This window comes from Aeromonas sp. 600276 (genome assembly GCF_049175815.1).
GTDB lineage: Bacteria > Pseudomonadota > Gammaproteobacteria > Enterobacterales > Aeromonadaceae > Aeromonas > Aeromonas dhakensis.
Window position 1 is genome coordinate 1 of sequence record NZ_JAAKVU010000011.1, and the last position, 12,457, is coordinate 12,457.

At 58.4% G+C, this 12,457-nt stretch carries 11 protein-coding genes; 3 read left to right on the forward strand and 8 right to left on the reverse strand.

Annotation, left to right across the window (positions count from 1 at the left end):
* Positions 1-78 precede the first annotated feature (78 nt).
* The 8 genes from G5134_RS12240 to G5134_RS12275 form a co-directional block, all read right to left on the reverse strand.
* Positions 79-1,065 (reverse strand): hypothetical protein, encoded by a 987-nt coding sequence (locus G5134_RS12240; protein ID WP_279972040.1) that lies wholly within the window; start codon positions 1,063-1,065, stop codon positions 79-81.
* Between the two features lie 96 nt (positions 1,066-1,161).
* The gene (locus G5134_RS12245) at positions 1,162-1,998 is read right to left on the reverse strand and encodes a restriction endonuclease (RefSeq protein WP_421232038.1); all 837 of its coding nucleotides are present in this window, start codon (positions 1,996-1,998) and stop codon (positions 1,162-1,164) included.
* Between the two features lie 672 nt (positions 1,999-2,670).
* The gene (trpA, locus tag G5134_RS12250; RefSeq protein ID WP_421232039.1) at positions 2,671-3,477 is read right to left on the reverse strand and encodes a tryptophan synthase subunit alpha; all 807 of its coding nucleotides are present in this window, start codon (positions 3,475-3,477) and stop codon (positions 2,671-2,673) included.
* Positions 3,474-4,667 carry a tryptophan synthase subunit beta gene (trpB, locus tag G5134_RS12255; RefSeq protein ID WP_017410364.1) on the reverse strand — a complete coding sequence of 398 codons (1,194 nt, stop codon included), beginning with the start codon at positions 4,665-4,667 and terminating at the stop codon, positions 3,474-3,476. Before trpB ends, trpA begins: the two co-directional genes overlap by 4 nt.
* Before the next feature lie 80 nt (positions 4,668-4,747).
* Complete coding sequence (gene trpCF / locus G5134_RS12260; RefSeq protein ID WP_408840037.1) at positions 4,748-6,244, reverse strand: bifunctional indole-3-glycerol-phosphate synthase TrpC/phosphoribosylanthranilate isomerase TrpF; 1,497 nt, start codon at positions 6,242-6,244, stop codon at positions 4,748-4,750.
* Positions 6,244-7,257 (reverse strand): anthranilate phosphoribosyltransferase, encoded by a 1,014-nt coding sequence (gene trpD / locus G5134_RS12265; protein WP_421232040.1) that lies wholly within the window; start codon positions 7,255-7,257, stop codon positions 6,244-6,246. The genes trpCF and trpD overlap by 1 nt, the downstream gene beginning before the upstream one ends.
* 10 nt (positions 7,258-7,267) lie before the next feature.
* On the reverse strand, positions 7,268-7,885 hold the full coding sequence (locus G5134_RS12270; protein ID WP_017780789.1) for an aminodeoxychorismate/anthranilate synthase component II: 618 nt from the start codon (positions 7,883-7,885) through the stop codon (positions 7,268-7,270).
* On the reverse strand, positions 7,882-9,513 hold the full coding sequence (locus tag G5134_RS12275; protein WP_421232041.1) for an anthranilate synthase component 1: 1,632 nt from the start codon (positions 9,511-9,513) through the stop codon (positions 7,882-7,884). Before G5134_RS12275 ends, G5134_RS12270 begins: the two co-directional genes overlap by 4 nt.
* A 437-nt stretch (positions 9,514-9,950) precedes the next feature.
* Between G5134_RS12275 and rnm the strand changes: the two genes are divergently transcribed.
* The 3 genes from rnm to G5134_RS12290 all read left to right on the forward strand — a co-directional run bounded on the left by rnm (position 9,951) and on the right by G5134_RS12290 (position 12,452).
* Positions 9,951-10,832: an RNase RNM gene (gene rnm / locus G5134_RS12280; RefSeq protein ID WP_017780787.1), complete on the forward strand. Its 882-nt coding sequence runs from the start codon at positions 9,951-9,953 to the stop codon at positions 10,830-10,832.
* A 116-nt stretch (positions 10,833-10,948) separates the two neighbouring features.
* Positions 10,949-11,569, forward strand: coding sequence for an L-threonylcarbamoyladenylate synthase (locus G5134_RS12285; RefSeq protein ID WP_005302891.1), 621 nt, complete (start codon positions 10,949-10,951; stop codon positions 11,567-11,569).
* Positions 11,517-12,452 carry a segregation and condensation protein A gene (locus tag G5134_RS12290; RefSeq protein ID WP_421232042.1) on the forward strand — a complete coding sequence of 312 codons (936 nt, stop codon included), beginning with the start codon at positions 11,517-11,519 and terminating at the stop codon, positions 12,450-12,452. The genes G5134_RS12285 and G5134_RS12290 overlap by 53 nt, the downstream gene beginning before the upstream one ends.
* Positions 12,453-12,457 lie beyond the last annotated feature (5 nt).

A 12,457-nucleotide genomic window follows, 5' to 3' on the forward strand; every position in this document is an offset into this window, starting at 1 on the left:
GGAAGTGCGCACTAAAGTAGCGTAAACAAGACACCGGTTTGAGGCCGGTGTCAGGTGATAACTAGATCTGTACAATTGTTAGGTATTAATTGTTCGGTACTCAATTGGTATGTGAAATTTTTTGCGCAAAAAATCAAGATATTTTGTTTCCTCTTCGGTTGCCATTGCCTCACCAACAATAACTAATTTTTTTGCCTGCTGATGACCTGGCCAATATGAATACTCCATGATTTGACCTAAAGATTGTCGTATGCATGCCTTAGCTGTGGATGAAGTTTTTATTTCATAGAACCAGTATCCACCATCATTTTTCACAACGAGATCAATGCTTAAACCATTAATTTTGATTTCTGTGCCAACATTATCCTCTCCATATGTTTCAGAGAGTTCAGTATATAGTTTGTACTGAAGATCATTATGTCGCAATCGTATGTTTAGTTTCTTTTCTGCTACAGAGCCTGACGTAGAAGAAGCCTTTGTTGAACAACCCGTTTTAAAATTAAATCCAAATTTATTAGATTTATTGTAAATCTTATGTTCTGCCTTTTCAGTGAAAAGGTAAAGTGGCAATAGTCGGTTTAATGTTTCGAGGATAAGAGAGTAGTTTATACTGTGTTTGTTTTGCTTTTCTCCTAGAAATATAAAAACTCCCTCTTGAGCTAGCTCTTCCGGGATTGGTGAGGGCATATAATCTTCACTTCTATGGATTTTGTAGTGCCACATTCTTAAGTCAGAGAAGTGTTCTCCATATTCAGATAAATACTCATTAAATAGCAATATTTTTGGTCTTAAAATATCTATGCTGGGTAGGGACTGGCTGCACTCAAGTGAGAAAGCTACTCCATACCGAAGATAATCTCCTTCAATGCCAATGTTAAACTGTAGTTCCTTTCTACCACCATAGTGCCAGCCCCATTCTTCAAATACAGTCCTTTGATCGAAAAGTTGGCTCGATGGTATTCGAGACAGGCCACCAATTTTTTTACGGATATTTTGTAAATTACCAACTTCGTATGCATAAGCTTTTTTATTTATTTCCTCTGCTATCTGTGCCAGAAGATGCATGACTTAACTCCCTAGAGGTTTAGTACTTTAGCTCAGCTAATCCAAAAAGCGATCTAATATATTGGGTGACGGTTGAAGCCTATTGTTACGCAAACTTTATCCATTGAACTTATTGATTGGCAAGTATGCTTCACCTGTTTGTGAGGCATGACGCCTCACTCTCGATACGATTTCCCCGAACTCCATTGCACCAGATAAAAACATATACAAATGACTAGCATCCATTATTAGCAGTGGTGTTTTACTACCCGAAGCATCCGCAACTGCTGTACTGCTATAGCCAGAGATTGACACCATTATCCCCATGGTGTTGTCGGCCATTTTATGAACCTTCGCCTTTAATGAGTCAATATCCGGTGCGCCAGACTGATCTTTTGTAAACTTTAATTCAACAAAATATGTAGTGCCTTCAAGGGTCATCGACCCATCGATTTGTCGCCCACCACTTGTATAAGGCTTTCTATTTATTATTTCACAGAAATCAAGAAGCTTGTAGAACCACTCTTCAAATTCGTACCCCCCTTCTTGGGTACCGACCTTGGGGTGCATTGCATCAAGCTGTTGCTGTAGTTTTGCTTTATCCGTTCGTGAGCGTTGGATTACTTTTCTTTGCTCCCGAGCACGCTCTTGTGCTTCTTTTCTAGCTTTTTCACTTTTTATTTCTTCATCTTGTTGTCTGAGATACGCCTTAAGCTCTTGGACAGCTTTATGTGCTTCTTGGATTTTTTTAGCAGAATCTTCCCAGTTTCTCAGATCCGGGAATGTCGCTTGTTCTGACAGGCTTCTTGCCATTTCAAAAATTACTACTTTGCCAGTATCTGTTGCTTGCAATTTCAGGAAAAGCTGGTCAAGCAAATCACGCTTAGATTCATCGTTTGACCACGCAGCTAAAAAACTCTCTTTGACGTGTGATGCAAGCAAAAATTTTTTCAAGGCATTCCGACGCCAATAGGACTTAAGAACTGCCTCATATGTCAATTCTATTAGTCGAGGTGTAATTTTTGATGCCAAATCGAATACCCCCTTTTACACATGACATTAATTAGATGGTCGAAATAACTTATCAGATAAAATTGTCGTAAATATAACTTTGCTCTGTTCTCATGGTCACATAAAAATAAAATTACAACATTGCCAGCCTGCCTCTTATACGTAGGCGTAATTGCTTGACATCCTCTTTTAATGTCAGCAGTTAGCATCGTATAAAGAAACCGTTGAGGAGTTGGCTATGGTAAGCCCTCACAGGCTACCGCCCCTGGGTTTCAGCCCCCAGCCCGCTGCTTTTAACCTGCGAGAAAGCAACAATCGCAGCCATGGTGCTCTCCCGAGAGATGGATTGTTGTTTGGCTATCTTAAGGGCCCTGAACGAGGCATGGGAAGGGGGGGCTGATAGAAATCTGAGCTGGTTCAATGAATTAGTGAGCAACTGCCGTTCTAGTTGGCTGGTGGGTGAGCTGAATAGCGGGAATTCCCCTCACCCTAGCCCTCTCCCAAGGGGAGAGGGGACAAAGACGCTGGGAGCGGCAACAAGCAGGAAATAGAAAGGGAGCCTATCAGGCTCCCTTTTCGCAGACATGGCCAATGGCATTTGACCAATGCCGCCCCTTATCGATTGGTCGCAGCCTTCATCCCTTCCACAAACTCTTTCAGACGGGTCAGCATATGCTCCGGGTTCTGGTGGTGGGTCTCGATGATCTTCACCACGGCGGAGCCGGAGATGGCACCGGCGGCGCCGGCGGCGATGGCTTCACGCACCTGAGCCGGTTCGCTGATGCCAAAGCCGAGCAGGGCGGGGGGAGCGTTGAACTCGCGCAGGGTATTGATCAGCCCCTCCACCGGCATGCCGGCCTTGGTCTCGGCACCGGTGACGCCAGCGCGGCTCACCAGATAGGTGTAGCCATTGCCGAGCACCGCCACCTGTTGCAGGGTTTCGGCATCTCCATTGGGTGGGGCGATAAAGATGCTGTCGATACCGAACTTGTCGGCAGCCGCCTTGTAGGGGGCGCACATCTGTACCGGCACGTCGGCCACCAGCACCGAGTCCACGCCGGCCTGCTGGCACTTCTCATAGAAGCCGTCAATTTTGCGCACATAAACCAGGTTGGCGTAGACCAGCAGGCCAATAGGCAACTGCGGGTACTTGGCGCGGATGCGGCCGAGCAGCTCGAAGCAGTCGTCCGGGGTGGTGTGGCTGGCAAAGGCCCGCAGGGCGGCACCCTGAATGGTGGGGCCGTCCGCCACCGGATCGGAGAAGGGAATGCCGAGTTCGAGGGCATCGGCGCCCCCTGCGACCAGCGCATCGACGATGGCCAGCGACAATTCGGGAGTCGGGTCACCCAGCATCACGAACGGCACAAAGGCGCCCTGATTGGCTTCATCCAGACGGGAGAAGAGTTGTGCGTAACGGTTCATGACAAGGTTCCTTCTTTTTCAAAAATGTCTGCCACGGTGAAGATATCTTTGTCGCCACGGCCGGAGAGGTTGACGATAAGCACCTGCTCTTTTTCCGGTTCACTGCGGGCCATCTTGAGGGCGTGGGCCAGCGCGTGGGAGGACTCCAGCGCCGGTATGATGCCTTCGGATTTGGCCAGCTCCTGGAAGGCGTCAAGCGCCTCCTTGTCGGTCACCGAGGGGTACTCGGCGCGGCCGATGGCGGCCAGGTGGGCGTGCTGCGGGCCGACGGAGGGGAAGTCCAGCCCCGCCGAGACGGAGTAGGACTCCTGAATTTGGCCCTGGGTGTCCTGCATCAGGTAGGAGTGCATGCCAAAGAAGACCCCCTTGCTGCCGTGACCGAGCGGCGCGCCGTGCTCGCCGCTCTCGATACCGTGACCACCCGGCTCGACGCCGATGAGGCGCACCGACGGCTCATCGATAAAGTCGGCAAACATGCCGATGGCGTTCGAGCCGCCGCCGACGCAGGCGATCACCGCATCGGGCAGCCGCTCTTCCTTCTCGAAGCACTGGGCCTTGGCCTCTTCGCCGATCATCTTCTGGAACTCCCGCACGATAGTGGGGAAGGGGTGTGGGCCGGCGGCGGTGCCGAGCAGGTAGTGGGCCGACTCGTAGTTGGCGGCCCAGTCGCGCAGCGCCTCGTTGCAGGCATCTTTCAGGGTGCTGGAGCCTGAGTGCACCGGAATGACGGTGGCGCCCATCAGCTTCATGCGAAAGACGTTGGGCTTCTGGCGCTCGCAATCCTTGGCACCCATATAGACCCGGCACTTGAGGCCGAGCAGGGCGCAGGCCAGCGCGGTGGCAACGCCGTGCTGACCGGCGCCGGTCTCGGCGATGATCTCTTTCTTGCCCATCCGCTTGGCCAGCAGCGCCTGACCCAGCACCTGGTTGGTCTTGTGGGCGCCGCCGTGCAGCAGGTCTTCACGCTTCAGATAGAGGCGGGTCTTGGTGCCCTTGGTCAGGTTGCGAGTCAGGGTGAGCGGGGTCGGGCGACCGGCATACTCGGTCAGCAAGGTCTGAAACTCGGCGATAAAGGCCGGATCATCCTTGGCGTCGACGAAGGCCTTCTCCAGCTGGAGCAGGGCGGGGATGAGGATCTGGGGCACGTACATGCCGCCAAATTCACCAAAAAACGGGTTGAGCAGGGTCATGGTTTCTTCCTTATACCTTGAGTCGAAAACGGAACATCAATTACGAAACGGTGATTCAGTGGCGGCCTCACAGGGCGCGCTTACAGTTGGCGCAGGGCGGCAAACGCGGCCGCCAGCTTGTGTGCATCCTTCTGGCCCGGGGCATTCTCCACCCCGGAGTTGAAATCAAGGCCGAGGCAGCCCACTTGCGTCGCTTGCAGGGCGTTGTCGGGGTTAAGGCCGCCCGCCAACATCAGCTTGGCTTTATCGAGATGGGCCAGCAGGGCCCAGTCGAACGCCTGACCGGTACCGCCGCTCTGGCTGCCTACTTTGGTATCCAGCAGCAGGCGATCGGCCGGATAGTCGAGGGCGGGCAGCGGCTCACCACTTGTGACTCCAACGGCCTTCCAGATCTGGCAGCCAGCCGGTAGCAGTGGGCGCAGCGTCTCGATATAGGCGGCATCTTCATCCCCGTGCAGCTGGACTGCCGCCAAGTTCAGAGTCTCCACCGTCTTGACGATGGTGGCGGGCTGGGCGTTGCGAAATACCCCGACGTAAGAGAGCGGCGCGCCCGCCATCACGGCGCGGGCGGCGGGAATGTCCACATAACGCGGGCTTTTGGCTACGAAGATCAAGCCGCCAAATACCGCGCCTGCCTGATGGGCTGCGGCGGCGTCCTCGGCGCGGGTCAGGCCGCACACCTTGTTCTGGCCCAGAGTGAGCTTGCGCACCGCCGCCTCCAGATCCGGCTCGGCCATCAGGGAAGAGCCCACCAGGAAGCCCTTGGCATGGTGGCGCAGATCCGCCACCTGAGCGCGGTGGTTGATGCCGGACTCGCTGATCACTACCCGATCGCTTGGAATGTCTTTGGCCAGCAGTTTGGTGCGGGCGAGGTCGACGCTCAAATCCCGCAGGTCCCGGTTGTTGATGCCAATCACCGGCGCCCCCAGCGCGATGGCGCGGGTCAGCTCCTCCTCGTTGCTCACCTCGGTGAGCACGCCAAGGCCCAGCGCCTTGGCGACGGCGAACAGGGCGCGATAGCCCTCGTCGGTGAGCACCGAGAGCATCAGCAGGATGGCGTCCGCCTGATAGTGGCGGGCCAGATAGACCTGATAGGGGTCAATCATGAAATCCTTGCAGAGCACCGGCTGGCTGACGCGACTGCGCACCCGGCTTAGATAAGCAAAATCCCCCTGAAAGAACTTCTCGTCGGTCAGCACCGAGATGGCAGTGGCGTATTTGCCATAGATATCGGCGATGGCCTCCGGGCTGAAATCGTCGCGGATCAAGCCCTTGGAGGGGGAGGCCTTCTTGCACTCCAGAATGAAGCGGGTGGAGCCCGCCTTGAGCGCCCCGACGAAATCCCGATCGCTTGGGGTCAGCGCGCTCTCGAAGCTCTCCAGCGGCTGGGCCAGCTTGCGGGCGGCGACCCACTCCTGCTTGGCCGCCACGATTTTGCCGAGAATGGTCTGGCTGATGGAGGCCATGTTCAGAAAAGCATGGGGGGCAATAAGGTCTGACATCTCGTTATCCTTGCGAAGCTGGTTATTGCCGGTTGGGCGTTCTGAATGACTGCTGTGTAGAGTCGTGGCTGACATCATGCCTCCTGATGGCTCAAAGTGGCCAGCCGAGCAGCCAGATCCGCCGTTTTGCCGCTTGCCAGCACCGCCAGCACCTGGGCCGCCGCGCTCTTGAGATCCTTCGCTTTGCCCGCCATCAGTAGCAGTGGAGCCACGTTGGCGGCGATGGCTGCGTTGTGGGCCGGGGTGCCACGCCCTTCCAGAATGGCGGCGGTGATGGCGCGGTTCTCTTCAGGCTCTCCCCCCTGAATGGCGCTGACCGGATAGGTCTCGAGGCCAAAGTCAGCCGGGGTGAGCAGAAACTCGCGGATCTCGCCATCATGGATCTGGGCCACCTGGGTCGGACCGTGGATGGCAATCTCGTCAAGGCCGGCACCGTGCACCACCATACCGGTTTTCAGCCCCAGTGCCAGCAGGGTTTCGGCGATGGGACGCACCAGCTCGGGGGCATAGACTCCCATCAGCTGATAGGTGGGGCGAGCCGGGTTGATAAGCGGCCCCAGCACGTTGAACAGGGTGCGGGTCTTGAGGGCCTGGCGCACCGGCATGGCGTGGCGCACGCCAGCGTGATACTGGGGGGCGAACAAAAAGCAGATGCCGAGCTCATCCAGGCAGCGGCGCGCCTGGGCCGGGCTCATGTCGAGCTTGATGCCCATCTTGTCCAGCAGATCGCTCGACCCCGACTTGCTCGAGACCGAGCGGTTGCCGTGCTTGGCCACTTTCAGGCCGCAGGCGGCGGCGACCAGCGCCGAGGTGGTGGAAACGTTGATGGTGTTGAGACCATCGCCACCGGTGCCGACGATGTCGCAGAACTCATAGTCCGGACGCGGGAAGTCGCGCGCTTCTGCCAAGAGGGCCTCGGCGGCGCCGGCGATCTCCTCCGGGGTCTCCCCCTTGATCTTGAGGGCGGTCAACAGACTGGCGAGCACGATGGGATCCACTTCGCCACGAACCACCTGGCCGAAGGCGTCGCGGGTACTTTCACGGCTCAGAGACTGACCCTGGTAGAGGGTGTTGAGATGATGATGCATGTTGGTCTCCTTACCGCACACTGCTAACTGGACGGGTGATATGGGCGAGCGCCTGGGTCAGCAGACGGGCCCCTTCCGAGGTCATGATGGATTCCGGGTGGAACTGGAAGCCCAGCACCCGCTCATCCTGTTGCTCGATGGCCATGGGCATGCCCTGATAGTGGGCAATCACAGTCAGCTCTTCCGGCACATAGGTGGCGACCAGCGAGTGGTAGCGGGCCACCGGCAAGGGGCTTTGCAGCCCCGCGAAGGCGCCGTGGCCGTTGTGCTCAATCAGGGAACGCTTGCCGTGGACGATTTCGCCCGCCGCGCCGACGGTGCCGCCGTAGGCTTCGCACAGAGCCTGATGACCGAGGCAGATACCGAGGATGGGCACCTGACCACGGGCCAGCTTGATCAGATCAATCAGGCAACCCGCCTCATGGGGGGCGCCCGGGCCCGGTGAGAGCACCAGTACGGCATCCCCTTCGCAGGCGGCGATCTCGCTCATGATGCGGCTGGCCGGCAGGCTGTTGCGGTAGATCCGCACCGGATAGCCGAGGGAGCGGAACTGGTCGACGAGGTTGTAGGTAAATGAGTCGAAGTTGTCGAGCAGGAAGATATTAGTGGCTGTTGATCCAGTACTCATTGGCTCACGTCCTTATGTTGCTCCTGCTGGGCGCTCAGGGCTTGCAGGGAGGTGCCATGGCTGGCTGCGATGGCGGCCAGCACGGCCGCCGCCTTGGCGCGGGTCTCGTCCGCTTCGGCTTGCGGCTTGGAGTCATAGACCACCCCGGCACCGGCTTGCACATGGGCCACACCCGCTTTGACAAAGGCGGAGCGAATGACGATGCAGGTATCCATCTCGCCGGCGCCGTTGATGTAGCCGACCGCGCCGCCGTAGCTGCCGCGGCGCTTGCCTTCCACCATGCGAATAAGCTCGCTGGCGCGGATCTTGGGGGCGCCGGTGAGGGTGCCCATGTTCATGCAGGCCTGATAGGCGTGCAGGGCGTCAAGGTCGGCGCGCAAGGTGCCGACCACCTTGGAGACCAGATGCATCACGTGGCTGTAGCGATCCACTTTCAGCAGCTCCTTGACGTAGCGGGTACCCGGCTCGGAGATGCGGGCGATGTCGTTGCGGCCCAGATCTACCAGCATCAGGTGCTCGGCCACCTCTTTCTCGTCCTGACGCAGTTCCAGCTCGATGCGGCCGTCGAGATCCCGGTTGATGCTGCCATCGGGGTTGAAGCCGCGGCGGCGGGTACCGGCGATGGGGTACATCTCCACGTCGCGGCTGGTGGCGCAGAATTTCACCGCGCTTTCGGGGGAGGCGCCAAACAGGGTGAAGCCCTCATCCTGCACGTAGAACATGTAGGGGCTGGGGTTGGTCTGCTTGAGGCGGCGATAGGCGGCGACAGGGCTGGGGCAGGGGAGGGAGAAGCAGCGGGACGGCACCACCTGGAAGATGTCACCGCGGCGAATGAAGCCCTTGAGCTTCTCCACCTCGGCGCAGAACTGCTTGTCGCTCTTGTCCACGCTCATGCCGCCGACGAGGGGCGGGGTGGCCGGTGCCTGCGCGGGGGCTTGCTGGCAGGCGTGCTTGAACTGGGCGAGACGCTCGCTCAGGCGGTGGTATCTGTCTTCCACCCGGCTCTCGTCGCTGTCGCCGCCAAAGATGCAGGCGAGCAGTGCAGTGGAGCGCGCGATGTGGTCGATGGTGATCAGGGTCTCGGCCACGTAGAAGCAGTAGTCGGGGCAGTCGTTGCTCCCCTCTGGCACTTCGGGCAGATCTTCAAAGGAGGCGATGAGGTCGTAGGCGAAGCTGCCGGCCATAAACAGCGCCTCTTTGCCGAGCTGGCAATCAAGCTCCCGTTGCAGGGTGCGCAGCACGTCCAGCACGCTGATCCCCTTGAGACGGCTGTCTTCGTCTTGCTCCCGATCAGAGGCCGGGAAGTCGAGCTGCAGCTCGCCGGCCACCAGGCTCTGGGCAACGGCGGTGGGCAGGCGTTCGGCCAGCAGGCTCTGCAGCTGGGCGCCGTTGTCGTTGAGGCTGCGCACCCGCACGGTGCGACCACGGCACTCGATGCGCAGGCAGGCGTCCACCAGCAGCAGGCTCTGTTTGCCCGCCTTGGAGTCGATCTCCACCGATTCCAGCAGCAGGTTGTTGGGGCGACCCTGGCAGAGCTCGCTGTAGAGTGCCAGCGGATCGGCCACATAGGGGGCGTTGAGGGTGAGGGTATCGAATTCACCCAGAGGAAGGCGATGGCTGGCTGTCATAGTGCGTTCCCTTGCGTGTGATGCTGTTTACCGATGTTCATGACGTTGAATTCCTTGAAAATTTAATGGGTCCGGGGTGGCTGGTTCAGGGGCGCCATCGCCAGGTCAGCTTGCTTGTCTGAATTCTCGGTTTCATCACAGGTCCATTTGCCGGATAATAAAAAAGCCCGCTGGGGTCAGCGGGCTTTTTCTTTGGGTTCTTTATTTGCTGTCAGATTTACAGGTACAGCAACGACCACACGCCCGCATGTCAGGGAGTGTGCCACCACCAGATGGTCAGGATGGAAGTCGTTTGCATGATAAAGTCCTGTAAAAAGATGTTTGCAATGAAGTGCCTACAGAAAACGATAAAGCCGCGGCCAAGTCAAGTCGCTTTTTAGCCTTCTTTCACCGAATGTGTACCCATGGTGACCTGACCACGAGAGCGGAATAATCTGATGAGATTCGATCTACACTGCCATTCCACGGCCTCGGACGGGGTGCTGAGCCCCACCGAACTGGTGCGCCGCGCCGCCGAAAAACAGGTCGAGGTGTTAGCAGTTACTGACCACGATACCCTTGCCGGGCTTGATGAGGTGCGCTGCACCATCGAGAATGAGCAACTGCCGCTGCGGCTGGTGAGCGGGGTCGAGATCTCCACCGGCTGGGAGCATCACGAGATCCATATCGTGGCGCTGGGGGTGGATGAAAAAAATGTGGCGCTCACCGATTTTCTGGTCGGCCAACAGGCTCGTCGCGAAGCACGCGCCCAGGAAATAGGGCGTCGTCTGGAGAAGTGTCTCATTCCTGGCACCTATGAAGAGGCCAAGCAGCTGGCTGGTGATGCGGCCGTGACCCGGGCCCACTTTGCCCGGGTGCTGGTGGCGCGCGGGGTGGCCGACAACATGCAGAAGGTATTCAAGAAGTACCTGAGCCGGGGCAACAAGGGCTATGTGCCGGCCGAGTGGCCCGAGATGGGCGCGGCGATCAGCGCCATTCACGGCGCCGGTGGCCTGGCTGTGCTGGCCCACCCGAGCCGCTACGATCTCACCGCCAAGTGGATCAAGCGGCTGCTGGTGGCCTTCAAGGCGGCCGGAGGGGATGCCATGGAGGTCTCGCTGCCCCAGCAGAGCCCCCAGGAGCGGGCGAATCTCGGCCAGTGGGCCAAAGAGCACGACCTCTACATTTCGGTGGGGTCGGATTTTCACTTCCCCTCCAACTGGACCGAATTGGGTCGCCACCTCTGGTTGCCCAAGGAGGGGATGCCGGTATGGCTGGCCTATCCCGGTCACTTCGGGCTTACCACTGAGCAACACGCAGAGTTGCTGGCGAGTCGGTAACCGCCCCGGTATTGCAGGCGCCAACGGGTGCCAAACAGAGTAAGGTAGTGTCGTGAAGCCCGGCTTCGCGGCCATCAAGCGGGCAGCGATTGCTGCCCCCATTGCGAGAACGAGTCATGAGTCAGCACTTTTACGTACACCCGGAAAATCCCCAGGCCCGTCTGATCAGCCAGGCGGTGCAGATCATCCAGAATGGCGGCGTCATCGTCTATCCCACCGATTCGGGTTATGCACTGGGTTGCCAGATGGGCGACAAGGGCGCGCTGGAGCGCATCTGCCGCATCCGCCGCATCGATCCCAACCACGACTTCACCCTGGTGTGCCGCGATCTCTCCGAGATCTCCACCTATGCCAAGGTGGACAACAGTGCGTTTCGCCTGATCAAGAACAACACCCCCGGCCCCTACACCTTCATCTTCAAGGCCACTAAAGAGGTGCCGCGCCGCCTGATGAACGAGAAGAAGAAGAGCATCGGCATCCGGGTACCGGACAACAAGATTGCCCAGGCGCTGCTGGAGGCCCTCGGTGAGCCGCTGCTCTCCACCACCCTGATCCTGCCGGAATCTGACATGGCGGAGTTTGACCCGGAGGAGATCTTCGACAAGCTGGGCAAACAGCTGGATCTGGTGGTCAACGGCGGTTATCTGGGCGAGCAGCCCACTACCGTGGTGGACTTTTCCGACGATGAACCCGTGCTGCGTCGGCGTGGTGCCGGGGACCCGACTCCGTTTGAGTGATACGGTCGAACCGGTTGCCATGACGGCCGCCCAGCCGCCCGCAGGGGCTGGAGAGGGTGCACCGTCGGCGCTCTCTCCCATCGCCCGGGTGCTGGGGCAGCCCTATCACGAGCTGCCCCAAGACTTGTTCATCCCGCCCGATGCGCTGGAGGTGTTTCTCGATACCTTCGAGGGGCCGCTCGATCTCTTGCTCTACCTCATCCGGCGCCAGCAGCTCGACATCCTCAACCTGCCGATCCTGCAGATCACCGCCCAGTACATGGAGTACGTGGAGCTGATGCAGGGCCTCAATCTAGAGCTGGCGGCCGAGTACCTGCTGATGGCGGCCTGGTTGGCGGAGATCAAATCCCGCATGCTGCTGCCCAAGGCGCCGGAGCTGGAGGACGAAGAGGAGGGGGAAGACCCCCGTGTCACCCTCATCCGCCGGCTGCAGGAGTACGAGCGCTTCAAGGTGGGGGCTGAGCGGGTCAACGAGTTGCCGCGGCTGGAGCGGGAGATCTTTGTCGCCAGCGCCATGGTGCCGGATTTTGGCGATCTGAAACCACTGGCGCCCGATGTTTCGCTGGTTGAGCTCGCCCTTTACATGCAAAGTGTGGTAAAACGCGCGACTCATTTTGAACATCACCAGATCCGCCGCGAGCAGATCCCGACCCGGGTGCGCATGGCGGAGATCCTCGCCATGCTCTCGCTGGGCCAGACCCTGCTCCTGGAGCAGGTGCTGCGCGCCGAAGAGGGGCGCATGGGGGTGCTGGTGACGTTTCTGGCGCTGCTGGAGCTCTGCAAGGAGCAGCTGATCTGGATCCTGCAGGCGGAACCCCTGGGGCCCATTCACTTTGCCCTGGCCAGCCAGCATGAGGAGAGTGAGCGTGGCGCTGCCCACTGAACGGC

What these genes read in the sequence shown, in the direction of transcription:
- trpA (WP_421232039.1), bottom strand. Translation starts at nt 3,477, where the DNA reads ATGAACCGTTACGCACAACTCTTCTCCCGTCTGGATGAAGCCAATCAG.
- G5134_RS12270 (WP_017780789.1), bottom strand. Translation starts at nt 7,885, where the DNA reads ATGAGTACTGGATCAACAGCCACTAATATCTTCCTGCTCGACAACTTC.
- trpB (WP_017410364.1), bottom strand. Translation starts at nt 4,667, where the DNA reads ATGACCCTGCTCAACCCGTTTTTTGGTGAATTTGGCGGCATGTACGTG.
- G5134_RS12240 (WP_279972040.1), bottom strand. Translation starts at nt 1,065, where the DNA reads ATGCATCTTCTGGCACAGATAGCAGAGGAAATAAATAAAAAAGCTTAT.
- trpCF (WP_408840037.1), bottom strand. Translation starts at nt 6,244, where the DNA reads ATGTCAGCCACGACTCTACACAGCAGTCATTCAGAACGCCCAACCGGC.
- G5134_RS12285 (WP_005302891.1), top strand. Translation starts at nt 10,949, where the DNA reads ATGAGTCAGCACTTTTACGTACACCCGGAAAATCCCCAGGCCCGTCTG.
- rnm (WP_017780787.1), top strand. Translation starts at nt 9,951, where the DNA reads ATGAGATTCGATCTACACTGCCATTCCACGGCCTCGGACGGGGTGCTG.
- G5134_RS12275 (WP_421232041.1), bottom strand. Translation starts at nt 9,513, where the DNA reads ATGACAGCCAGCCATCGCCTTCCTCTGGGTGAATTCGATACCCTCACC.
- G5134_RS12290 (WP_421232042.1), top strand. Translation starts at nt 11,517, where the DNA reads ATGAACCCGTGCTGCGTCGGCGTGGTGCCGGGGACCCGACTCCGTTTG.
- trpD (WP_421232040.1), bottom strand. Translation starts at nt 7,257, where the DNA reads ATGCATCATCATCTCAACACCCTCTACCAGGGTCAGTCTCTGAGCCGT.